Origin of the sequence: Desulfosporosinus sp. HMP52 (assembly GCF_000765145.1) — a bacterium.
Lineage (GTDB): Bacteria > Bacillota > Desulfitobacteriia > Desulfitobacteriales > Desulfitobacteriaceae > Desulfosporosinus.
Map to the genome: position 1 here is coordinate 35,316 of NZ_JMGA01000018.1, position 24,061 is coordinate 59,376.

27 protein-coding genes are annotated in these 24,061 nt (G+C 42.7%); all 27 read left to right on the top strand.

From position 1 onward, the window contains the following. Window positions 1–3: 3 nt before the first annotated feature. The 27 genes from DP73_RS06820 (at window position 4) to DP73_RS06950 (ending at window position 23,844) form a co-directional block, all read left to right on the top strand. Window positions 4–438 (top strand): flagellar basal body-associated FliL family protein, encoded by a 435-nt coding sequence (locus DP73_RS06820; protein ID WP_034598438.1) that lies wholly within the window; start codon window positions 4–6, stop codon window positions 436–438. Window positions 439–589: 151 nt separating this feature from the next. Then, window positions 590–1,585: a flagellar motor switch protein FliM gene (gene fliM / locus DP73_RS06825; RefSeq protein ID WP_034598439.1), complete on the top strand. Its 996-nt coding sequence runs from the start codon at window positions 590–592 to the stop codon at window positions 1,583–1,585. Continuing rightward, window positions 1,578–2,843: a flagellar motor switch phosphatase FliY gene (gene fliY / locus DP73_RS06830; RefSeq protein WP_034598440.1), complete on the top strand. Its 1,266-nt coding sequence runs from the start codon at window positions 1,578–1,580 to the stop codon at window positions 2,841–2,843. Before fliM ends, fliY begins: the two co-directional genes overlap by 8 nt. Before the next feature lie 49 nt (window positions 2,844–2,892). After that, complete coding sequence (locus DP73_RS06835; RefSeq protein ID WP_034598442.1) at window positions 2,893–3,255, top strand: response regulator; 363 nt, start codon at window positions 2,893–2,895, stop codon at window positions 3,253–3,255. 1 nt (window position 3,256) lies between these two features. Further along, the gene (locus tag DP73_RS06840; RefSeq protein WP_034598443.1) at window positions 3,257–3,724 is read left to right on the top strand and encodes a flagellar biosynthetic protein FliO; all 468 of its coding nucleotides are present in this window, start codon (window positions 3,257–3,259) and stop codon (window positions 3,722–3,724) included. A 47-nt stretch (window positions 3,725–3,771) separates the two neighbouring features. Beyond that, entirely contained in the window at window positions 3,772–4,488 is a 717-nt protein-coding gene (fliP, locus tag DP73_RS06845; RefSeq protein ID WP_242865719.1) for a flagellar type III secretion system pore protein FliP, read from the top strand. An 18-nt stretch (window positions 4,489–4,506) separates the two neighbouring features. After that, a complete protein-coding gene (fliQ, locus tag DP73_RS06850) occupies window positions 4,507–4,779 on the top strand; it encodes a flagellar biosynthesis protein FliQ (RefSeq protein WP_034598444.1) in 273 nt (90 codons plus the stop codon). A gap of 154 nt (window positions 4,780–4,933) precedes the next feature. Next, window positions 4,934–5,713, top strand: a complete 780-nt coding sequence (gene fliR / locus DP73_RS06855; protein ID WP_034598445.1) for a flagellar biosynthetic protein FliR — start codon at window positions 4,934–4,936, stop codon at window positions 5,711–5,713. Beyond that, on the top strand, window positions 5,710–6,768 hold the full coding sequence (gene flhB / locus DP73_RS06860) for a flagellar biosynthesis protein FlhB (protein WP_034598446.1): 1,059 nt from the start codon (window positions 5,710–5,712) through the stop codon (window positions 6,766–6,768). The genes fliR and flhB overlap by 4 nt, the downstream gene beginning before the upstream one ends. 108 nt (window positions 6,769–6,876) lie before the next feature. Further along, the gene (gene flhA, locus DP73_RS06865; protein WP_034598447.1) at window positions 6,877–8,946 is read left to right on the top strand and encodes a flagellar biosynthesis protein FlhA; all 2,070 of its coding nucleotides are present in this window, start codon (window positions 6,877–6,879) and stop codon (window positions 8,944–8,946) included. Continuing rightward, window positions 8,936–10,105, top strand: a complete 1,170-nt coding sequence (gene flhF / locus DP73_RS06870; protein WP_034598448.1) for a flagellar biosynthesis protein FlhF — start codon at window positions 8,936–8,938, stop codon at window positions 10,103–10,105. The genes flhA and flhF overlap by 11 nt, the downstream gene beginning before the upstream one ends. Then, window positions 10,098–10,961, top strand: a complete 864-nt coding sequence (locus DP73_RS06875; protein ID WP_034598449.1) for a MinD/ParA family protein — start codon at window positions 10,098–10,100, stop codon at window positions 10,959–10,961. The genes flhF and DP73_RS06875 overlap by 8 nt, the downstream gene beginning before the upstream one ends. A gap of 95 nt (window positions 10,962–11,056) precedes the next feature. Next, window positions 11,057–11,701 (top strand): flagellar brake domain-containing protein, encoded by a 645-nt coding sequence (locus DP73_RS06880; protein WP_034598450.1) that lies wholly within the window; start codon window positions 11,057–11,059, stop codon window positions 11,699–11,701. Further along, the gene (locus DP73_RS06885; protein WP_034598451.1) at window positions 11,702–12,298 is read left to right on the top strand and encodes a chemotaxis protein CheC; all 597 of its coding nucleotides are present in this window, start codon (window positions 11,702–11,704) and stop codon (window positions 12,296–12,298) included. Then, window positions 12,295–12,777: a chemotaxis protein CheD gene (locus DP73_RS06890; protein ID WP_034598452.1), complete on the top strand. Its 483-nt coding sequence runs from the start codon at window positions 12,295–12,297 to the stop codon at window positions 12,775–12,777. Before DP73_RS06885 ends, DP73_RS06890 begins: the two co-directional genes overlap by 4 nt. Further along, window positions 12,777–13,169: a hypothetical protein gene (locus DP73_RS06895; protein ID WP_034598453.1), complete on the top strand. Its 393-nt coding sequence runs from the start codon at window positions 12,777–12,779 to the stop codon at window positions 13,167–13,169. Before DP73_RS06890 ends, DP73_RS06895 begins: the two co-directional genes overlap by 1 nt. A gap of 39 nt (window positions 13,170–13,208) precedes the next feature. Beyond that, complete coding sequence (locus DP73_RS06900) at window positions 13,209–13,961, top strand: FliA/WhiG family RNA polymerase sigma factor (RefSeq protein ID WP_034598454.1); 753 nt, start codon at window positions 13,209–13,211, stop codon at window positions 13,959–13,961. Between the two features lie 75 nt (window positions 13,962–14,036). Next, window positions 14,037–15,710, top strand: a complete 1,674-nt coding sequence (locus DP73_RS06905; protein WP_034598455.1) for a flagellar hook-length control protein FliK — start codon at window positions 14,037–14,039, stop codon at window positions 15,708–15,710. Window positions 15,711–15,719: 9 nt separating this feature from the next. Further along, window positions 15,720–16,358 carry a flagellar hook capping FlgD N-terminal domain-containing protein gene (locus DP73_RS06910; RefSeq protein WP_034598456.1) on the top strand — a complete coding sequence of 213 codons (639 nt, stop codon included), beginning with the start codon at window positions 15,720–15,722 and terminating at the stop codon, window positions 16,356–16,358. A 57-nt stretch (window positions 16,359–16,415) separates the two neighbouring features. Next, on the top strand, window positions 16,416–17,801 hold the full coding sequence (locus tag DP73_RS06915) for a flagellar hook protein FlgE (RefSeq protein ID WP_034598457.1): 1,386 nt from the start codon (window positions 16,416–16,418) through the stop codon (window positions 17,799–17,801). 37 nt (window positions 17,802–17,838) lie between these two features. Further along, on the top strand, window positions 17,839–18,633 hold the full coding sequence (locus DP73_RS06920) for a flagellar hook-basal body complex protein (protein ID WP_034598459.1): 795 nt from the start codon (window positions 17,839–17,841) through the stop codon (window positions 18,631–18,633). 4 nt (window positions 18,634–18,637) lie between these two features. Next, window positions 18,638–19,042: a flagellar basal body rod protein FlgB gene (flgB, locus tag DP73_RS06925; protein WP_034598460.1), complete on the top strand. Its 405-nt coding sequence runs from the start codon at window positions 18,638–18,640 to the stop codon at window positions 19,040–19,042. Between the two features lie 12 nt (window positions 19,043–19,054). Beyond that, window positions 19,055–19,801: a flagellar hook-basal body protein gene (locus DP73_RS06930; protein WP_034598461.1), complete on the top strand. Its 747-nt coding sequence runs from the start codon at window positions 19,055–19,057 to the stop codon at window positions 19,799–19,801. Window positions 19,802–19,915: 114 nt separating this feature from the next. Next, the gene (locus tag DP73_RS06935; RefSeq protein ID WP_034598462.1) at window positions 19,916–20,572 is read left to right on the top strand and encodes a lytic transglycosylase domain-containing protein; all 657 of its coding nucleotides are present in this window, start codon (window positions 19,916–19,918) and stop codon (window positions 20,570–20,572) included. 54 nt (window positions 20,573–20,626) lie between these two features. Next, the gene (locus DP73_RS21995; RefSeq protein WP_052090446.1) at window positions 20,627–22,150 is read left to right on the top strand and encodes a hypothetical protein; all 1,524 of its coding nucleotides are present in this window, start codon (window positions 20,627–20,629) and stop codon (window positions 22,148–22,150) included. 371 nt (window positions 22,151–22,521) lie between these two features. After that, the gene (locus DP73_RS06945) at window positions 22,522–22,968 is read left to right on the top strand and encodes a hypothetical protein (protein WP_034598463.1); all 447 of its coding nucleotides are present in this window, start codon (window positions 22,522–22,524) and stop codon (window positions 22,966–22,968) included. Between the two features lie 282 nt (window positions 22,969–23,250). Continuing rightward, the gene (locus DP73_RS06950) at window positions 23,251–23,844 is read left to right on the top strand and encodes an adaptor protein MecA (protein WP_034598464.1); all 594 of its coding nucleotides are present in this window, start codon (window positions 23,251–23,253) and stop codon (window positions 23,842–23,844) included. Window positions 23,845–24,061: the final 217 nt, after the last annotated feature.

The following is a 24,061-nucleotide window of genomic DNA, read 5'->3' on the forward strand; positions in this document are numbered from 1 at the left end:
ATTATGAATCGTAAATCCTTAATTTTTGTAATCCTTGCCTTGTTCATAGGAGTGGGTCTTGGAACCGGAGGAACTCTCGGAGTTCAAAAGTTTTTCTTGGGGACTTCGGAGGAAAGTTCTAAGGCCCATGTTAAGGAAACAAAAAAGACCGGACCGTTGCTTCCCATTGGGGAGTTTACAGTGAACTTGCAAGGCGGGGGCTTTCTAAAGGCTTCAATAACTGTCCAAGTGACTGATGATAAGGTAGCGGAGACGTTGAAAGAGGAAGACGCGTTCTTAAAGGACCGGGTCAATACAGTTTTAGCGAATAAAACTCTTGCAGATGTACAAAATTCCACAGGTCGAGAAAAGTTACGTGAAGATTTAGTGGAAAAGCTGAATGAGGTCGCTGAAAATCATGTAACGGATGTGCTTTTTTTATCTTTGGTCTACCAATAACGTGGTTCGAAGTTCGCCGTCGAAAAAAACGCGAATACCGGAATCATTGTGCCTAATTATCAAAAGAGTATGTGGTTTTACCACATTTCTGAGAATATAATTCAAACCACGACTAGCGAATATTGAAAATCGAATTGAAGGGGGGGATTTGATGGGAGACGTCTTGTCCCAAGCTGAAATTGATGCTTTGCTCAATGCGCTGTCCGATGGACAAGTCGACGTTGAGGAAATGAAGACAACTAAGACCCAAAAAAGGATTCGAGTGTATGATTTTAAGCGTCCGAATAAGTTTTCCAAAGATCAGATTCACTCCCTGCACAATATTCATGAGAATTTTTGCAGAGGGCTTACAACTTTCTTTTCTGGGAACTTGCATTCGGTTGTTGAGAGTTCAGTTATATCAATTGAGCAAATCACTTATGATGAGTTTATTCGATCCTTGCCTAATCCCACTTGTTTAGCTTTGTATTCTTTAAGTCCTTTAGAAGGTACGCTGTTATTAGAGCTTAGCCCATCTCTCACCTTTGCGGTGGTGGATCGTCTTTTAGGGGGACAAGGGGAAGGAACTGAGAAGAATCGAGACCTAACGGAGATAGAAAAGACAATTATTGAAAATCGTATAGTTCAGATGATTAATATCACTGAAGAGGCATGGGCAGAAGTATACGAGCTAAAACCACAGTTTTTGTCCATGGAGTCAAATCCGCAGTTCACTCAAATTGTTGCTCCCAATGAAATGGTTGTACTAATTACTCTAGAGGTTAAGATTGGTGAGGCAATTGGAATGATTAATATCTGTATGCCCTATCTCGTACTGGAACCTATCTTAGATAAATTAAGTACTTTTTTCCTCTTTTCTACAGAGGCTAAAGTCACGTCTCCTGAACAAGTACAAGCGATCCGCAAAAAAATTGAATGGGCTAAGGTGGATATGGTCGCTTTCCTGGGTCATTCGGAGATTCTAGTCAGAGACCTGTTGGAACTGGCTAAGGGGGATGTCATACCATTGAATCAATCCGTAAAGGATCCGTTGCCAATCTATGTGGGAGATTTCATGAAATTTAAGTCTCTTCCCGGGTTACACGGAGAACATCTGGCTGTTCAGATTACAGAAATTATTGAGGAAGGAGGGGAACAAGATGGGTAGTGGATCTCTCACCCAAGAAGAGATTGACGCGTTGTTACGGGGAACATTAGAACCGGACCTAGATACACTGTCTGAATCAGAACCGGTAATACCTATAACGGCAGCAGTACCTGCTTCGGCTGCATTTGACTTTCTTAATGAGATGGAACAAGATACTCTGGGCGAAATCGCCAATATTTCCATGGGTACTGCAGCTACTACATTATCCCAGCTCTTAGGCAAAAAAGTTGATATTACGACTCCGAAAGTCGATTTGACTACCTCTGAACAGATTCGTCAGGATTATCCGATCCCTTCCGTAATATGTGATGTCAAATATAAAGTTGGAATTGAGGGCTCGAATCTCTTGATTCTTTCTCAACGGGATGGGGCAGTAATTGTTGACCTGATGATGGGAGGGGACGGGAAAAATCCTTCCCCCGAGCTTTCCGAACTTCAAATAAGCGGTATTTCCGAGGCAATGAACCAAATGATGGGTTCTGCGGCGACTTCAATGTCAACTATGTTTAATGCCATGGTAGATATTACTCCGCCAAATTTAGTCCTTAATGATATGAAGGATGGACAAGATGTTATTCATGACTTCCTGTCACCTGAAGAACCTCTAGTTCGGATTTCTTTCCGAATGGTAGTAGAAGATGTTATTGACAGTACTCTTGTTCAAGTGATTCCTGTCAGTGTAGCTAAAGGGATGGTCGATAAGCTGATGGGGGCAATGGGGGGGGGCAGCTCCACAGCTTCAAACGCAGAGTCTGCTGCCACTTCTCAGCCTGCACCAACGCCTGCACCGACTGCTTATGATAATCTTCAGGCATCTCCGCCGCCAGTCTATCAAACTCCGGCCTATGATACTCCACCATATCCTTCACCTAATGAGTATCCCGCCTATGGAATGGGTGGTCAGCCTAGTGGTCAGTATAGTAACCAGCCGAGAGTTCAGACGCCTGTTCAACCCGCTCAATTTGCACCGCTTCAGCCGGGTGCGCCCATGCCCCACCCTGATAATCTAAGTTTAATATTAGATGTGCCCTTGCAGATAAGTGTTGAATTGGGGAAAGCGAAAAAAACCATTAAGGAAATCCTTGATATGGGACCTGGATCAGTCATAGAACTGGATCGCTTAGCAGGTGAGCCTGTGGATATGATTGTAAATGGTAAGTTAATAGCCAAATGCGAGGTAGTTGTAATTAATGAGACCTTTGGGATAAGAATTACGGACATTGTACATCCGTTGGAACGGATGAATTCTCTAAGATAGTGCCACTTATAAAAGTGAGCATTGGAAAAGATAAAAGGAGGAAATGCTAATGAGTGCCACAATTATGATCGTTGACGATGCTGCATTTATGAGAATGATGGTTAAGGATATTTTGCAAAAAAATGGGTTTAATGTAGTTGGTGAGGCTGAAAATGGGGCTATTGCAGTAGAGAAGTATAAGGAACTGCAACCGAACCTCACGATTATGGATATCACCATGCCGGAAATGGATGGACTTCAAGCAGTTAAAGAAATTCGTAAATTTGATGCCAAGGCACGAATTATAATGTGCAGTGCAATGGGGCAGCAATCCATGGTTATTGAAGCGATTCAATCCGGAGCTAAAGACTTCGTGGTTAAGCCTTTTCAAGCGGAACGCGTTGTCGAGGCTGTTACGAAGGCCCTGAAATAATATGTTTAACGAAGGCCTGCCGTTTCCTTCAAATGAAACCGCTCCGGTGGTTACACAGTCAGTTTTTTCCTGGTGGGGGCTTCTGGGCACGTTAATGGTTTTTCTAATTATTTTGTTTGTATCTCTTTGGATTCTACGACGCCTTAATAAGGCTAACCTGCGGACTATGAGTGCACCCTGGGCCAGGGTTCTGGATCGACAGATGTTAAGTGGACAACAAAGCTTGTATCTCGTAGAAATTGCCGGTCAGCTCCAAGTTCTCGGAGGTTCAGATCACCACTTGGTGAAAATCAGTGAAATCAATGATCCCCAGGTTGCAGCCGAGATTCTGGAAGAGATCGCCACACGCCCTACCGAACGAGTGGAAGGGTGGTTTCAAACGGTTCACAGCCTTTGGAAAAGAAGGTCACGATCAAAAGAACCATTCTCGGATGAATTGGAACGCTTGCTTGAGGAGGTCGAAAAATAGTGTCTTCTTCAGGCTGGAAAATTAAGCTTTTCACATTGGCTCTATCGCTGGGACTGGCAGGTCAAGGAGTTTTGTCTAATCCAAAAGTAGCCTGGGCTGCTGGCTTATCCTTAGATTTGGGGAATTCAGCATCGGAACAAACAGGTAGCTCTTTACAAATTCTGATGCTTCTAACCGTGCTTTCCTTAGCTCCGGCCATTCTTATGATGATGACCTCTTTTACCCGGATAATTATTGTGTTGTCATTTGTGAGAAATGCCTTAGGAACTCAGCAATTGCCTCCAAACCAAGTGCTGGTGGGTCTGTCCCTTTTTCTCTCCTTCTTTATCATGGCCCCTACTTGGAACCAGATTAATACCAATGCTATACAGCCCTATATGCAGAATCAGATCACTCAGAGTGAAGCTATAGATAGGGCGGAAGAGCCACTGCGGATGTTTATGTTTAAGCAGACGCGGGAAAAGGATTTGGAACTTTTTGTAGGACTATCTAAGATGGAGCGACCAAAAACCTATAGGGAAGTTCCAACTTATGTTCTCATACCGGCCTTTGTGATCAGCGAACTGAAAACAGCTTTTCAAATGGGTTTTGCCATATTTATTCCCTTTATTGTTATCGACATGATTGTGTCTAGTACCTTAATGTCAATCGGTATGATGATGCTTCCTCCTATGATGATTTCTCTGCCGTTTAAACTACTCCTCTTTGTCTTAGTAGATGGCTGGCATTTGGTGGTTGAGTCTTTAGTAAACAGCTTTAAATAGTGGAAAGGGGGCAAAACAGTGAGCCAAAACCAGGTGCTGTATATGGCAAGAGAAGCGGTAGGAGCGGTACTTCTTGTGGGAGGCCCAATTCTGGGAGTTGCCTTATTAGTGGGTCTTCTGGTCAGTATCTTTCAATCTATGACCCAAATCCAGGAGCAAACACTTTCCTTTATACCTAAAGTGATCGCAGTGGCAGCAGTAATGCTTGTATTAGGCCCCTGGATGCTTTCTGTTTTGACTGTCTACACTACGAATTTACTCACTCAACTAGCGACCTTCGGAGGTATGTAAACTCGTGGTTTGTGGTTAGTAGTTCGTAGTTCGTTAACGAACGATACTAAGAACCTTCGAACCGCTGATTTCCAATCACCTATCTCTAACTTACCTCTGACTTCGAACCACGAACATCGAACCACGAACACCGAGTTAGGGGGGGGTGAAAAATTTGAGTCTGGCCCAGTTGCTTCAATGGAATTTGTCCTTATTCATACTGATCCTATCTCGTTGGGCTGGTATGATCATGTTAGCCCCCGTCTTTGGTGCCAGAGGTGTCCCCGGATTAGTGAGATTGGGGTTGGCTGCAAGCATCACGCTTATTCTTTATCCCCTTATACACGCTGCTAATCCAACAATTCCCAATGAGTTATTTCCTTATGTTGCGGTAGTGATTAAGGAAGTTTTGGTAGGATTAGTCATTGGGTTTTTGATTTATTTACTAACTGCAATTTTACAAGGTGCAGGACAGTTAATTGATTTTCAAATGGGTTTTACCATGGGGTCTGCGATTGACCCAGTCTATGGGGTGCAAAGCCCGATGATGGGTAACTTCCAAATGATTTTGGCGACCATGCTTTTACTCTCAACTAATTCCCATCACTATTTAATTGCAGCCATGGTCAAGAGCTATGCCTATATTCCGATTAACCCTACAAATCTGCCAAGTAATTACCTTTTTTATGCCCAGATTGTCGGTGAAGTTTTTTCATTAGCTGTTCAACTAGGAATGCCGATTTTTGGAGCACTCCTGGTCTCTGATGTTGGTGTGGGACTTTTATCCAGGACTGTACCCCAATTAAATATTTTTTCGGTTATTTTTCCGGTTAAAATTGTATTCGGGCTTTTAATTTTATTCCTTTCCCTTCCCTTTTTTGGGGAAGCAGTTGCCAATTTGTTTAATATAAATATGTCTTGGGTTCTAAAACTTTACCAGGGGTGGAAGCAGTGAGTGAAAAGAAACATCCCGCCACGCCAAGGCGCAAAGAGGAAGCGAGGAAAAAGGGACAGGTTTTTAAGAGCCAGGAAGTTATTTCTGCCTTAATGCTCGTCGGTCTTGTAGCTCTTCTTAAGTTTTGGATTCCATCCATGCTTCTTCGCATGGAGCATTTATTTCCCTATGTGCTGGGTCTTTCCTCAGAATGGACCGAACGTTCTGTGGCAAGCCTAATGCTGAACATCCTTTGGTTAGGTATTCAGATAATGGGGCCGATTTTTGGCACAGCACTCGTAATTGCTTTGTTCTCAAACTATATTCAAGTTGGGGTGCTCTTTACCTTTGAGTCTATGAAGCCACAAATCTCTCGTCTAAGTCTGATTAGTGGCGCAAAAAGGATGTTCGGTGTCAAGGCTTGGGTTGAACTCGTGAAATCGCTGATGAAGGTGCTGCTAATAGGTTATTTCCTATATGCCAGTGTTCGTGATCGTCTTCATATCTATCCTGCTCTGCAACAACTCAGCGTGGGACAAGGAACTGTTTTTTTGGGTGAAGCCTTAATGGAACTTGCCTGGAAAATATCCCTATCTTTTTTAGGGATTGCAGCCTTTGATTATATCTATCAACGCTGGGAATACGAAAAGAACCTGCGCATGTCTCACGAAGACTTGAAGCAGGAGTATAAACAGACTGAGGGAAACCCAGAATTAAAAAGTGAGTTAAAGAAACGACAACGGGCAATATCTATGAGCCGGATGATGCAGGATATGAAACAAGCAGATGTAGTAGTTACTAATCCAACTCACTTTGCAGTTGCCCTTCGTTACGATGCTAAAGTACAGAGTGCCCCCTTCGTTGTGGCCAAAGGTCAAGACCAGGTTGCCCTGAAAATGAGGGAATTGGCCAAGGAATATGGGATTGTGATTATGGAAAACAAGCCGCTGGCTCGTGCTCTGTATGCTCAGGTTGAGATCGGACAGGGCATACCGGCGGATCTTTATAAGGCCGTTGCTGAGGTTTTGGCATTTGTGTATCGGTTGAAGAAGAAAAAGAGGGTGTCCGGAGCCTGAATCAATTTGAGGACATGAATGGAATGAAATTGTACCTTCATTAAAGCTTCCAGAAGTGGGTATGTAGGATGGGCATGAGGGTTCATTTGGGAGAAAGGAGGAAGGATCATGGCTACGAGTGTTAAGAAGCGGATTTTAGATAATACTGATGTTATTGCGGCCTTGGGTCTGGTAAGTATCGTGGTCATGATGGTTGTTCCTTTGCCGTCGGTGTTGTTAGACTTACTGATTACCTTAAATATTACTGCCTCAGTTTTGACCCTAATGCTAGCGATATTCGCTCAGGATCCCTTGGAGTTTTCTTCACTACCATCCCTATTGCTGACGTTGACTTTGTTTCGATTATCTTTGAATATCTCGGCGACTCGTCTCATTCTTCTGGATGGCCACGCCGGTGAAATTATTCAGCAATTTGGTGAATTTGTTATCCGGGGGGATGCTGTTGTTGGATTTATCATCTTTATTATTTTGGTTCTTGTCCAATTTATTGTTATAACCAAAGGTGCCGAACGTGTCTCGGAGGTGGCAGCCCGCTTTACCTTAGATGCCATGCCGGGAAAACAAATGTCTATTGATGCAGACCTGAATGCTGGGATGATCAATGAACTGCAGGCTCGTGACCGGCGTAAAGCGATTCAACAGGAAGCGGACTTTTATGGTGCAATGGATGGTTCCACCAAGTTTGTTAAAGGGGACGCTATTGCTGCAATCATTATTTTATTTATTAACATTATCGGGGGTTTCGTTACTGGAGTTCTGGTGCAAGATTTACCTATGTTGGAAGCACTTCATAAATACACTTTGTTGACGATTGGTGAGGGTCTTGTTTCTCAGATTCCAGCCCTCCTGATTTCTACAGCTACCGGTTTAGTAGTTACCAGAGCCGCCTCAGAAAGCAACCTAGGAAGCGATTTATTCAAACAGTTGTTTACAAAACCGAAGGCTTTATTCATTACCGCCGGAGTGTTAAGTATGCTGGCGTTACTGGGTTTGCCCAGACCTCCATTGTTTATGGTGTCTGCCGCCTTGATTGGTGTGGGGGTGATGCTGCAGAGAAACTCAAAGGTATCTGTGGTTGAGGAATCGGCAGCAGCCCGGGAGACGGAAATCGAAGAGAGCAAGAAACCAGAGAATGTCTTAAACCTTTTGCAGGTTGATCATATGGAACTGGAATTAGGCTATGCCCTCATCGCTTTGGTTGATGTCCAACAAGGCGGTGACCTGCTGGATCGAATTGTTCTGATTCGCCGCCAGATTGCCAGTGAATTGGGTTTTATAGTTCCCGTAATCAGGGTTCGAGATAATATGAATCTACAGCCCAATCAATATGTCATTAAAATTCGGGGGGCAGAAATCGCCTCGGGAGAGATTTTGGCAGATCATTACATGGCAATGAGTGGAGGCTTAGATGACGAAGGGATCCCGGGTACCCCGACGAAAGAACCAGCCTTTGGACTTGATGCTAAATGGATTAATTCCATGTACCGTGAACAAGCAGAGCTTAATGGCTGGATGGTTGTTGATGCACCTACTGTCTTAGCAACCCATATTACGGAAGTGATTAAAACTCAAGCCTGGGAAATCCTGAGCCGTCAGGATGTTAAAACTCTCATCGATCATGCTAAGGAATTAGCTCCGGCGGTAGTTGATGAATTAATACCTGATTTGCTTAGTCTGGGCCAGGTTCAAAAGGTTCTTGCCAATTTGCTTCGGGAAAGAGTCTCTATCCGAGACATGGTATCTATTCTTGAAACCCTCTCAGACTATGCCCAAGGTACTAAGGATATAGACCGCTTAACAGAACATGTCCGGCAAGGTTTAGCTCGGCAGATTTTGCAACCGTTACTGGGGAAAGATAAAAGCTTACCCGTAATGACCTTGGATCCGCAGATTGAGCAGCAAATTTTAGATAGTATTCAACCTTCAGATTATGGGACTTATTTAGCCCTTGACCCGAAGATTTTGCATGTGCTCATGAAAAATCTTACTCGCGAGGTGGAGAAGGTCGTTCTTAAAGGCTTAACTCCGGTGATTGTCTGCGCTCCGCTGGTAAGGATAAATTTAAAGAGGGTCACTGAGCGACAGCTTCCGCAACTCATGGTGCTTTCATATAATGAATTGGTTCAAGGAGTACAAGTACAAGCTGTAGGAATGGTGGGGATGGATCGTGCGAGTTAGACGATTTGTGGGAGATAATGTGTCAGAAACAATGGGAAAAGTAAAAAGGGAATTGGGATCTGATGCAGTTATCCTTCAGACCCGTGAATTTAACGATGGAGGGTTCTTTGGCCTGTTTGGCAAAAAGAAAGTGGAGATTACTGCTGCTATCGAAGAAGCACCGGTTATTGCCCAGAAAACCCCAACCTCCAATTATGGGCATGAAGCCGAAGCAGTAAAACCACCTTTGCCCAGACAGGTTCTTGATACCAAAGAACAATCGCAAGATCTACAAGCTGAAATTAAGTCTATGCGTCTTTTGCTGGAGCAAATGAATAAACAAATGAAAGAACGAACGGACTTCAAAGAGGAAAAAAGTGATTGGCCTTCTGTTCTTCAGAAATGGGTAGATCATTTGCTGGGGCGTGGAATAAGTGAGAGCCTTGTGAAGCGTTTGGTTAGTCATGTCCAACATACTTTGTCCTCAGAAGAGTGGACTGATGATGCCAAAGTTTATGCCCGTCTGGAAACTAATATCTGTCAACTATGCGGACAGATTGGGCTTATTCAACCTGGGATCGAGAAGCCACGGATAGTAGCCTTAATTGGGCCTACCGGGGTGGGGAAAACAACGACCATCGGTAAACTTGCTGCCGGTTTCAGTATTGTGGATAAACGTAAGGTGGCCTTGATTACTGCGGATACTTATCGGGTTGCTGCTGTGGAACAACTGAAAACTTTTGGAGAAATTATTGGTGTACCGGTCGAAGTTGTCATGACTCCTACAGGCTTAAGTGAGGCCTTGCAACTTCACTCAGACAAAGAACTAATATTTATTGATACTGCAGGGCGGAGTCCTCACCATGAATTGCATATGTCAGAACTGCGTTCTTTCTTAAATGAAGCCCAACCTGACTTTACTATGCTTGTTATGAGTGCCAGCACTCAATCGGCGGACCAGTATCGGATCTATAAGCGATTTGAAGATTTGACTACGCATTTAATCTTCACGAAATTGGATGAGACTGGCAGTGCGGGCTCAATCCTCAACTTGATAGGGCAGACGACACTTCCAACTGCCTATCTGACCAATGGGCAGAATGTCCCTGATGACATAGAGGCAGCGACCCCTCAGCGTCTGGCGCGCTATATCATAGGGGAGGAAATGCCTCATGCATGATCAGGCTAGTGCATTGCGAGATCTGGCATCTCGCGAAAATACCCCAAAAAGCAAAATGAGAGTGATTGCCGTAACCAGTGGCAAGGGTGGGGTCGGTAAAACTAGTTTTACTGTCAATTTAGCCCTCGCCTTAGCCGAATATGGGCAACGTATTGTTATCCTGGATGGAGATTTAGGTCTTGCCAATGTGGACATAGCCTTTGGTCTATCAGCCCGTTATACAATCGAGCATTTGCTATCTGGGGAAAAGACTATTGAAGAGATATTGCTAATTGGTCATCGTGGGATTGGGATAATACCCGGGGGATCCGGGGTACAAAAGTTAGCTGATTTAGAAAGGGATAATCTCAAAAATGTCATTGCTAATTTAGGGCGTTTAGAAAAGATGACAGATCTGCTGATTATAGATACAGGAGCGGGGCTGGGTCACATCGTAATTAACTTTTTACAAGCCGCTGATGATGTGATTTTAATAACAACTCCAGAACCGACGTCCTTAACAGATGCTTATGGTTTGTTAAAATCTCTACGAGTGGAAGCAGGCGATGTTCCTATTCACTTAGTTGTTAACAAAGTACGCTCAGAAGCAGATGCTTTGGCAACGTACAAACGTCTGGAAACTGCTGTTCAGAAATTTTTAAATGGCTCTCTAAACTATTTAGGATATGTCTACGAAGATTCTTTTGTAGGTCGTTCAGTGATGCAGCAGGATCCTCTTGGTATTAGTTATCCAGACAGCCCAGCCTATAAGTGCATTCAGTGGATTGCCGGTAAAGTCGCCGGGATATATGTCCATCCACCTCGTCAAGCCGGAGGGATAAAAGGGTTTTTGAGTAAGCTGTTAAGATCATTTTGAATTATTCCTCCCTTCAGACAAAGATGTGAACCCTTAATCAGGTCATATTCGAACTACGAACCTCGAACCTCGAACTACGAAAAGGGGGTGACGACTTGTCATATAAAAAGAAACTTTTACACGGACTTGCGGTAGAACTAGCTGTATTAGAAGGGGAGTATCAAGGGAATTACCGCACAAAAATTGAAGAAGTAGGAGAAAGACTCCTTTCTGTAGGAGTTCCCTTTGAACATGGCGAGTTGGTTCCTGTACGCGAGGGTACTAAAGTAAAGATAACCTTTTGTGATGAAACTGCTGTCTACTCCTTTGAAGGCAATATTATGCAAAGGATTGCAGTGCCGGTGCCTATACTGGTTTTGGTATTGCCGGACACTGTAGAAAAAGTTCAACGACGACATTTTGTCAGAGTCCCGGCCTCTTTCCCTGTTTCCTTTAGAATGGTGACACGAGAGGGGTTAAGTGATCTTTATAAAGCAATAATGCTTGATTTAAGTGGTGGAGGAATGCGGTTTTCTACAAAAGAACTCGTAGAGAACAAAGCCTTGCTCTATGCTCAGTTTTCTATACCCAATGGAGAGATCCAGACCCCGGTTCGTGTCTGTAGAGTGGTCAGGATTGAGGATACTAGAAAATATAGTGTTTCAGTTGAATTTCATGAAATCTCAGAACGTGAACGAGATAAGATTATTCGCTGCGTCTTTGATATTCAAAGGGCAATGCGTAAGAAAGGTTTGGTGTAAATGAAGATTACACAATTCCAATTGGACGCTTTACGTGAAATCGGAAACATAGGATCTGCCCATGCAGCGACAGCATTATCAACCCTTTTGCAACGCCGTATTGACATGTCCGTACCTGAAGTTTGGGCGGTTCGTTTTGAGGAACTTTCAGCGATCGTTGGACAGTTGGATGATCCTCAGGCAGTGATCTACGTGAAAGTTGAAGGAGATGCTCCCGGAAAAGCAGTATTTTTCTTTCCGGTAGAAAGCGCAGAAATCGTGGTTCAGTTATTATTTGGAAGTAATGAACCAATGGATCTTTATATGGGAGAAATGGCTCAATCGGCTTTAAAAGAAGTGGGAAATATCTTAGTGAGTTCCTTTATTATGGCCTTAACCCAATTTTCAGGAATACCTCTTCAACCTTCGGTACCTGCTTTGGCAGTGGACATGATTGGAGCTAGTTTAGATGCGATTTTCCTCGAAGAAGGGGTACTTGATGACACGGTCCTATTTATTGATACACAGCTTACGGGAATTCCTAAAATCGAAGGACAATTTATCTTTTTACCTGAAGAAGGGTCATTGAAGAAATTGTTGGGGGCCATGGGAGTATGAATGATGTAATTACTGTTGGGATGGCTGATTTTAAAACGGCTGTTGCTCCGATTCTATTATTAACCGCTGGATTAGGGTCTTGTATCGGTATATGCGTTCATGATCCGATACTAAAAGTTGGTGGGATGGCTCATATTATGCTGCCAACGGCTAATGGAAGCCTGGGGGGCAACCCTGCAAAATATGCGGATACAGCACTGGAGTTATTAGTTAGGGATATTATGAGCATGGGAGCCAGTAAGTCTCGTCTGCGGGCTAAAATGGCTGGCGGTGCCCAGATGTTTTCGTTCCCAGGAAAGCCACCGGTTCTTAAGATTGGGGATCGCAATTCTGAGGCAGTTGAGCAAGAACTTAAGAAACATGGGATTCCTCTTTTGGTGGCGGATGTTGGCGGAAGTTTTGGTCGTACGATTCATTTTAATGTAGGGACTGGAGATTTGCATATCAGAACAATCAATCATGGAGAAAAGGTGGTTTGATGGATCGCCAAAACCGAGAACGGTACCAAGTTTGGTCTATGCGCCTCTCTATAGGTATTATGATTATTGTCTTAGTCCTAAGCAGGCTTAATGAGATTAAGCTTTTTGATTTAATGATTCGGGCAGCAATTTCCTTTGGGGTTATGTACTTATTGATGACAGGAACACTTACTTTGTTTGAAAGAACTGCTTCGCAGAAACCTGAAGAAGGCGAAATTGATGCTGATAATGCACGCGGGGCAAATATTGATTTCTCAGTTGGAGATGACGAGCTTCAAGCTCCATCGGGACAAGAGGCGGCATTTCCTGGGCAGGTTGACCGTAAACTAAGTTCTGGGCTTCCGGATAGCGAGCGTCAAGCTGAAATTGTAAAACGGATGGGTTGGGATTAAGGTTCGAACCTCGAACCACGATTTGGAGGTGAGTAAGATTTGATACCGAATGCCTATGAAACCGCTTCACGAGTACCTTGGAAACAAGAGCATATTGAAAGATATTTGCCTTTAGTTAAACGAATTGCAGGGCGTTTAGCAATTTCCCTGCCCCCTCATGTCGACGAGGATGATATCATCGGTTATGGTGTCTTTGGTTTACTCGATGCCTTAGAACGATTTGAAGCAGCCCGAGGGTTTAAATTTGAAACTTATGCCTCAATTCGTATACGGGGTGCGATGATTGATGGACTCCGAACTATGGATTGGGTTCCCCATTCGGCAAGACAGAGGGTAAAAAAAGTCCAAGACGCTTTTGCGGAGTTAGAATATCGGTTGGGCAGGGCGGTTACAGCGGAAGAAGTCGCAGATTTGCTCCAAGTAGAGGTCGTCGAAGTTGAAAATATCTTGGCTCAAGCCCAAATTTTAACTTTGACCTCCTTTGATGAAACAACCCTGGATAATGATGGAGATAGCAGTGGCACACCTCTGAATCTGCTTGTAGATACAGATGCCCAAGATGCTTATCAAGCAGTTGAGAAAGACGAACAAAAGCAGATTCTTGCTGTTGCTATTGATAAATTGCCAGAAAAGGAAAAGTTAGTCATCGCCTTATACTATCAGGAAGAATTAACTCTGAAAGAAATTGCTGCAATTATGAAACTTTCTGAGTCCAGAATATCTCAGCTTCATTCTCAGGCGATCTTAAGGCTCAGAGGAAGACTTAGTCGACAAAAGAAGAATTTGTTTTAAATAAGGGATCATCCTAATGTTTTAACAAGATTTTGACGATATAAGACTTAGAGTCTTATTGGGAGGTGATGGCTGGTGTCGAATATAAATGTCCTTTCGGATTCCTTCAGGAGCAGAACTAAAGTTGAAAACCCCTCTGAAGGAAAAGGTAGTTCTGAGGGCTCCGCAAATGCTGCAGCACTCTTTGCATCGTTGCTTGGCGATTTAATCCAACCAAATTCAGATCCGAAAGGGCAGAACTCTAAAGAGGGACAGGATAGCGTAAATGCACAGAGTGAAGGAGATCCTATTCAGAGCTTAGAAGAATCAAATGGGACGGGGATGCTTGGATATGGGAACTGCGCCTGGTTATTTCAATCACTGCCCATGCTTCAGAGTGATCTTCCGGCAGGCAAGGAAGCCAATTCCGGAGAAATTACGAGTCAGGGAATTGTCAATTCATCGATAGCTGAGGCTGATTTGATGAATTTAATATCACTTAACTCGGATGAGAGTATTGTGTTGAAACGGATGTCGGCACTATATCCTCAGGGGGATAACCTCGGGAATGCGGAATTGGATAAATATAGACAGGTAATAAACGATCTCTTAGTAGCACTATCTGGCACGATAACTGACGTTACTCCCCAGGAGAGTGCCTCAGAGGTAGTAACCACTAGAAACAACGAAATTCAAGAATTGGCTAAGCTCATTCAAGGTTGGACGACAGCACAAGAGAAGAATGAAGCATTAACTAATAGTCTAGTAAATTTGACAGTGCCTAAATCAGGTAAAGCAGAAAACCTGAACCTGGAAATAGCTAAGCTTCTTCAAGGATTGATTATGTCTTATGAGACTAATCAAGAGTCAGATACAAATATTAATACCTCGAACTCCCCAAAAAGCATGGGATCAAATCAAATAAACCAATTGTTTGAAATTTTTGCCAACAGCAGTGGTGATAGCAATGGCCCCGAACTAAATGCAAAGACCGCTACTCTACTGGCAACTCTTTTCCCATCCTTAATGGCCAGGGTGCGAGGAGAAAACGCCCTTCAGAAATCCAACGAAGGACAACTAAGTAATCTGGTGGGCTTGGCAGAAAATCATGAGGGTACTCTACTTACACGCAAAGATGGGACTTTCTCAATGAATACTCAACAAAAATCAGAAGGAAAAGGTTTGGTGGAACGGGGATTTTTGCAAGAATTTATTAATTCTCTAAGTGAAGAGATTAATAAAGCAAATCGCTCTAAATCCGACGTATCCGGTATAAAAGATGATCAAACTCAGCCTTCCGGCTTAGGAGTCGGGTCACCTACGAATATTGTTTCTTTTACTTCTTCTGACGTTAAAACAGCCGGATTACCGGTTTGGGAGCAGATCTCAGGCGCAGTGCGTGAGCAAGTCATGAGTAACCAACACACTCTGAAAGAATTAGATATTCAACTCCATCCGGAGGAATTAGGAAAGGTTCGCATACTTTTGCGCTGGGAAGGCGGGCAAGTACATTTACAGGTACACGCAAGTGAAGGGGCTACAGGGCAGCTTCTTCAGAATCAGCTTTCTGATCTGCGCCATAACTTAGTAAACCAAGGTGTGAACTGTGGCTCTCTGGAAATGGGTCAAAACGGTGAACGTCAACAACAACAGCAGGGCGACGAGGCTCGCAGGACATTTCAAGAGAATGAACCCCTCTCAGAAGATGAGAAACAAGATGCTGTCTTCAATAATAGCGTTGGAGATAATCGGATAAATGTCACGGCATAGGAGGCTGCTATGAGTAACACGATTAATGGGACTACTTCTAAAACCACTTCAACCAGCAGTACAAGTGGAAGCCAAGGAATCATAACAAATGATTCACTGGGAAAAGACGATTTTCTCAAGTTATTGGTTGCTCAGCTGCAAAATCAGGATCCTTTGAATCCTGTAGATAACAAAGAGTCTATAGCCCAATTGGCCTCCTTCAGCTCCTTAGAGCAGATGAACAATATTGCAACATCCATGGAAACCTTGTCAAAGAGCATGACCTTTTTTTCCCAACAGTCAGCCCTTACCCAAGGAGCGGCGATGATTGGTAAATGGGTAAGCGGAGTAGATGTTGATGGAGTCACCCAAATTGAAGGTACAGTCGAAGGGGTCAAGTGGCTTGATGGAGATCCAAAACTTCAGGTTCGCAAAGCAGATGGATCTTTGAAAGATATCGAATTAGGTCTGCTGACACTTATTAAGGAGCCTCCTCCTGTAGTTACTCCAAATGTTGAGGAGCCGAATACAGAGGATGAAACAGACCTAGAGCTGGATACGGTATCGGATACAAATACTGATCCGGGCACAGACACAGAAACAGATACAAGTATTGATAATGAAAATGTTATTAATACAGATGATAACACCGATAATGAAATAATTTAAGTCTATAAGAAACCTGCATGATGCAGAAAAACCACCAATGAGGAGGAAAAACATCTTATGATGCGTTCATTATATTCAGCCATATCGGGGTTAAAAAACCACCAGGTCAAAATGGATGTTATCGGAAACAATATTTCTAACGTAAATACAACCGGCTATAAGCGGAGTAGAGTGTCCTTTTCAACGATGCTAAGCCAAAATTTGAAAGGAGCCTCTGCCCCTACCGCTAACCAAGGAGGAACTAACACTGTTCAAGTTGGGTTAGGAGTAATGCTGGGTTCTATCGACCAAATTACGACTCAAGGAAGTTCGCAATCAACTGGAAATGCCACAGATATGATGTTGCAGGGAAGTGGTTTCTTTGTTTTGAATAATAACGGACAGCAAGTTTATACCCGAGCCGGCGGATTCGGGCAGGATAGTGACGGTACGCTGATTGATCCGGCTACTGGAGCTAAGGTTCAAGGGTATAGCTGGGGCGCGGATGATACAACCCCAGTGGTATGGGGGGCAGCATCAGAGATAAGGTTCAAGATTGGAGATAAATTGGCAACGGATACCTTTTTTCCGATACTTGAAGAAACAGTTCTTAGTGTATCTGTTGATCTTACTGAAACAACGGCGCCTGAATACGATACAGGTGTCACAAATGCTGAAAACCTGACGATTGATGGTTTAACGAGGGTTCCAACAGGGACAACCCCTGCATCAGGCCAATTCTCCTATGACCCAGCGACTGGTTATGTAACATTCGCCTCGAATTATGATGTAACTACTTCTGCTGCAAATGTTCATTATATTTCCCCTGCCGGTAACGGAAACAACGATACTGATGTAACGGCTGACAGTGCTAATCAAATAACTGTGGACTATCCGCCTGAGCCAGGAACAAATATTTATTTGGATGATCTCAAATATACTTTATCAACTTCTGATACGCCTGGTGATGGGGAGTATGTCGTAAAATCCGTCAACGGAAAATATCAAATTACGTTAGGAGCTAATCAAGAGGACGGTACTACTGCGACAGATGCTACAGCAGCTACCTTAATTAGTTACGATTTTACCAACAAAGCTCACACCCTTACAGACTATAGTATTGATCAAAGTGGAGTAATAACCGGTGTCTATAGCAATGGAGTAGACTCAGTCACCCATAAGATTGCTCAAATCGCTGTAGCCTCCTTTGCTAACGAGGCTGGTCTGGCAAGTATCGGTGGAAATTTCTTCTCCACATCAAATAACTCTGGTGCACCTAGCATTGGTGCTGCCGGTGAAGATGGTCGGGCAAGTATAGTTTCTAATACAGTTGAAATGTCTAATGTCGACCTTTCGACTGAATTTACGGATATGATTGTAACCCAGCGTGGCTTCCAAGCTAATTCACGAGTAATAACTGTTTCAGACACTCTCTTAGAAGAACTTATAAATCTTAAACGTTAAGATCTAAACCGATATTGATGAGACGGAGGTTTTCCTAATGCGCCTAGTAGGGACTGCAATGTCTGGACTTCTAGCCCAGCAAACTGCGATAGATACCATCGGAAACAACTTGGCAAATGCTAATACTCAGGGGTATAAGGCAAGTCAAATGGCTTTTGTTGAGGCATTATCCACCGAGGTGCGATCAGGAAATACTGTAACCGAGCAAGATGGAAATGTAGTAGATACCTTCGATGTAGGTGCAGGAGTGCTTTATGGCTCCAGCAGTATAAACCTTCAACAAGGAAATTTAAGTAACACTGAGCGTGTCTGGGATCTAGGAATAGAAGGATCTGGTTTTTTTCAGGTTCAGACTTCCAATGGAGAAACGAGCTATACTCGAGTAGGAGCATTTCAGATAGATGCAAACAGACAGCTTGCTGATATGCAAGGAAATGTGGTTCAACCGGCAATTATGATCCCTGAAGGTGCATCCGATATAGTGGTAGCTGAGAACGGGGAGATAACCGGAGTAATAGACGGGGAGCCTATGACATTTGGTCAAATTACCCTCGTTGGCTTCCAGAATCCCGGGGGTTTACAGAGAGCAGAAAACAACCTTTTTCTTGCTACAGAAAACTCTGGACAGCCGCTGACTGGACAACCGGGAAGCCCTTTGGTAGGTAATCAGGTTTTAGGGGTTGTTCGCAGTCATTCTCTGGAACAATCAAACGTAGACATTGCAGCCTCTATGACCGATCTCATCCAGGCTCAAAGGGCTTATCAAGCAAATGCCAGGCTAGTCCAGGATGGAGATAAAATGTGGGGGATTGCTAATTCCATGAGGAGGTAAGGTCATGGCAGGTTGGTTAGACAGACCTGTACTAAACGTTTTGCAGACAGGACTTGATGCCTCGTCATTGAGGCAACAGGTTCTGTCTAATAACGTTGCAAATATTGATACTCCCAACTTTAAACGATCAGATGTTAATTTTCAATTGGCTCTCGGTGCTGCCTTAGGTGAAGAAAGTCCGGTCTTACAAATGAAGCAGACCTCACCTAAACACTTAAGCAGTATTTCTGCTGAGATCGATGCATTAGGGATTGTCACGGATCGAACCACTTCGTTGCGTAATGATGGAAATAATGTGGACATCGATCGAGAGATGGCTAATGTCGCTGAAAATGGCTTGTATTATAACTCCCTTACTCGAGCTATCTCATCACAATTAGGCTTGATGAGAATGGTTCTTAAGGGATAAAGGGGGATAGAAATGATACGCGGATTATATACTTCAGCTACAGGAATGATAGCCGCACAAACGCAAAGCGAAGTCATCGGGGATAATGTTGTCAATATAAAGACTGCCGGCTTCAAAGAACAGCTTGCCAGTAATATTTCTTTTCCCTCCAAACAGATTTATCGTACTGGGGGAAATAGTACTTCTGAAGCTCTAGCTCTTGGTAAAATGGGAACAGGTTTAGGAGTTGACCAAGTAACCAGATCGAATGTTCAAGGAGCCCTTGATGTTACAGATGTCAAGACGGACTTAGCTCTTAAGACATTAGGATACTTCGTAGTCCAGACTCCGGACGGAGATCGATATACTCGTAATGGGCATTTCCAGTTAGATAGCGAAGGAATGCTTCGAACAGCAGAGGGCTTTACAGTTCAAGGGGAAGAAGGCCCAATAGGCCCATTGAGTTCCGATTTTAGAGTTAGTTCTGAGGGTGTGATTTCTGATCAGGGTCAGGATGTTAATCGTTTGCGTATTGTTGAGATTCCTGAAGAAGCTTTACAAAGGGAAGGCCAATCCATATATAATGCAACTGAAGGTGTTCAAGCATTGGTTGGGGCTCAGGTTCAACAGGGTGCAATTGAAAGATCTAACGTAGATCTTTCCGGACAATTGGTAAATATGATGTCAGTTATGAAAGCATATGAAGCCAATCAAAAAGTAATTCAAACTCAAGATGAATTGTTAGGAAAAGCAGTTAATGAGGTCGGAAAGATATATTAATAATTATTAACTAATTCCTGAACCAATTCTGGAAAACAATGAGGTACAAGGCTTAAACCGCCTAGTTACCTAAGAGTATAATTCCCCTATTACTTCTAGATTGGAGGTTACTCCGTGAACATTGCCCAAATGCTCCTTTTATATCAACTTAAAGAAATGAATTCTTCTTGGCAGTCTCCTCAAACTGATAGGATGAATCTGTCCGGTTCAAGTGACAGCAATAGTACAGATTCCTTTTTATTTGCGACTTTACTAAAGGCAGCTCTAGGAGGAGAGGGGAATGCATCTCAAGGGTTTAACAATCTATTTCAATCTTCATCAAGAGTTGTCCAGGAAAGTTACAACAATCCTCGAACCCCAGAGGTTAAAGGCAGTAACTCAGGTAATCTAGATCAGCTGATTAATTCTATGGCTCAAAAATATGGAGTAGATCCTAATCTGATTCAGGAAGTTGTCAAAGCAGAGTCGGGGTTTAATCCAAAGGCAACCTCACCAGCTGGGGCTATGGGCTTAATGCAGCTAATGCCGGGGACGGCAGCTTCTTATGGAGTAAATAATGCCTACGACCCTACACAAAACTTAGATGGGGGAACACATTTCCTGAAAGATTTGCTCAATCGCTTTCAAGGGAATATCCCGCTAAGCCTTGCAGCATATAATGCTGGCCCAGGCGCGGTGGAAAAATATAATGGAATTCCACCATATAAGGAAACTCAGGCCTATGTACAAAAGATTATGGGGGGGTTGCACAAGAAAAGTTGGGAAGCTTAAGTTAAGAAAGAGGGCCTAGTCCATGGTTAGGTTCAAAGAAGAGGAGAGATCAATTTGATAAAAGGCATAAAGAGAATAATGGGCATAGCACTACTGGGTTTTGTTTTTGCGCTGTTACCGGCAAGTATTGTACAAGCAGCGGGTATTATCGTCGATCCCGATGTTTTAAGTGCTATAAGTATTGGTGACATTACATCTGTTAACGGAAAGCCTTCTATTGAAGTCACTAATCTGCCAGTGGGTGCAACAGTAAAGATTTATGATCAAGCTTCTGACGGGAAGTTATTAGGTAGTGCAGCAGTTAAAACAGGGCAAGCTAGTGTAATTATCAGTTTGTCAAATATTAGCACAGATGTATATGTATCGGTTACTTTGGAAAGTGCCAGGTCAGTAGTAACAATGAAAGCAACGGAAGAACTAGAACCCGAGTGCATCACCGTTGATAACAATGCCGGTGCTGCGGATATAGTAACTGTTTCAGATTTAGAGGCCGGCGATATTATTAAAGTATATGACGAGGCTGGGGCCAAATTATTAGGAAAAGCCACTGTCTCGAAAGGCAAGACCGAAACAACTGTTAGCATACCACAATTAGGAAGCGATGAAGGTGAAATAACGGTTAGCGTAACAAGAGTTGGTAACAAAGAATCCGACAAGTGTACGAAGGCCTTTGACGAAGAGTCCTATACATATGAACTGGCAGAGCATAATATTACTATAGTAAATAATGCAGGTATAGTAGATACTGTAACAGTCACTGATGATGAAGAGAGTAGCATTCTCGAAGTTGGAGATATTGTCAAAGTCTATAATCAAACAGGAACGAAATTGTTAGGAAAATCTACAGCAATCAAAGGGAAAAATGAATCTGTGGTTGCCGTAGTGAACATTCGACAATTAGGTACAGATGCAGGAGAAGTCCAGGTATCTGTAACTAGTAAAGGGAAAAGAGAATCAGAGATATGTCTGAAAGATTTTCCTGATGAAGCTAAATCAGAGGAGCTCTCTGAAATTACAGTTCAGAACAACTTAGGTAGTAATGATAAGATTATTGTTTCTGAACTAAATGCTGGCGATATTGTTAAAGTTTACAGTGAATTAGGAAAATTATTAGGTAAGGCTACTGTTGCAACCGGTAAAACTGAAACTGTGGTTACCATTCGACAATTAGGTAATGGTGCAGGTTCAGTTTGGGTATCTGTCACAAGCAGGGGGAAACAAGAGTCTAACAAAGTCGAACAAGCCTATGATTCTGAAAGTGACATAGATGTACCGACTGCGATGGTAAGTGATCTATCATTTACAGATACTGATACTGACATAGATCAAATTGGTGGCGAAATTTCTTGGACAGCTCCAGACGATGTTTCTGATGTAACTCACTATGAAATCTACACATCAACTAATGGAACCACAAAAGGAACAAAATTAGCAAAAGTAACTGTTGGAACGAATACCTATGCAATTGCGGAAAATACCAATTTAAACGGTGTAACACATATTGCGGTTTTCACGTTGAATTCAGCTGGTCTAGCCGCTGAGGGGGTATTTGAATCAATCATTGACGTAATTGATTGATTTTCAAATGCCAATAAACTATAACTGTGTTTAGTAAGATTTTTCTGCTTAAAGTTGGGTTGTAAGGTGAACATGGCATATACTATACTCAAACCTTCTTGCAGTGGGAGCAAAGAACAATTTGTTAAGGCAGAATAGTATTAGAGCCGTTTGATTTTATTGTTCATAATTAAGAGGTTTTAATTAGCACTATTACCAATTGTGGGGAGCGTGGAATACCGCTCCTCATTTCATATTTCAACTACCATAAAATTTCTGTAGAAGAGAAGGAGATTATGACTCTTTAGCGAATTTTATAGTTGAAAGGGTAAGAATTATTGGGTGTTTAGATAAATCACAGTATTTTAGTCGATTCTGTAAAGGGGTAGGAAATGGCAGACTATTATGGCTATCTATGGAGTACGACTTGGCCCAATTTAGGCGTACTCTTTTTGATATTCGGAGTTATACTTTCCAGATTAGTTTGGAAATTTGTCATTACATGGCGTAATGCTCGCCATGTCTGGGGTTTCTTGCTCTTGTCGCTGAAAATGGTAATTTGGGTAGGGGTATTAGGCGTATATACTCAATTATTATTGTTTTCCCAGCCGGATTGGTTTGCTAAGCCAGGCCTGATTGAAGGTTCCGTTCAAGGAAAGAGCTTTGACTCAGCTTCAAACATATATAGTGTGGATATACGTAGTGGGACTGATCAAACGAAATTGTATATAGATTTTTTTGTTTATCAACGATTAAATATTGATGATCAAGTTAAGCTAATGTATTTGCCTATGAGGCGTGAGGTTATACGATGTGAAATAGTTAGCAGTTTGCTCTAAAGTAAGTTGGCTGAACCTGGTTGGATAATCTGCGATCAGGGGGGATACTGACGGTTGCCAAAGTCTAAAATGGGAAAGACTATACCTCTGTGCCCTAAATCTAAACTTTCTATAACAAGGTGGGATAGATCGGACATGATGTTTTAATCCTCTAGGTGTATGAACAAAGTGCAATCTTATTGGATTTCACAGGAAAAGTCTTGGCGTAATATGCTATAATGTGAATATGATAGAATATGTATATTCTAAAGTAAGAAGCGATGCGGAAAGGAGAGTGGGAATATGCGTGTCCAGAAAGTTAATGAGCATACCATCCGCATCTTTATCTCTTTAACAGAATTAACTGACAGGGATATTACGATGGCTGATCTTTTTCAGCGGTCAGCTAAGACGGAGCAATTGTTCTGGGAACTCATCGCGCAAGCAAGGGAAGAGGTTGAATTTAACCTAGATCAACCTTTCTGGATCCAGGCTACTGTGGCGACTAATGATGAGTTTGTGATAACAATTATGAAGCAAGAAGACCAAATTGAGGGTTCTGTTAAAGAGAAAGCTGGCCGAAAAGTATCCAGAGGCCGAATTACGGAATTGGTCTATGTTTTTAACGATTTTGAAGATGTAATCTCGGCTATAGGAAGGTTACCGGAATTCGCCCAGCTTCGTTCGGGTTTGTATGAGTTCGAAAGCGAATACTATCTTGTACTCAATAGAATGGGTACAGGCAAGAAAAGGTATTTGGCAGAAGCAATCCTTGATGAATACGGTGAAATCGTAGGTTTAACAAAGTCTTTCCTCACTGAACACGGAAAAGAAATAATTCGAGAAAAAGCCGTGCAGACATTGAATGCAGCTTTCAATAAGCCGACAGAAAACTAGACTCAAAAAGGGAAGCAATATGCTTCCCTTTCTTATACTAGGCTTAAATCCTCACTCATCAGCCTGAACCTGAGGAATTTACCTTAGCCACCTTTTTTATGAAACAATGTTAGGTCTTTTGATCAGGGTTACAAAAAACATAAATAGAAATATTATAGCCCTTTGACCATTAGCCACAAGAGAAAATAGCAGGTATTTGACGTAAACAATTGATACA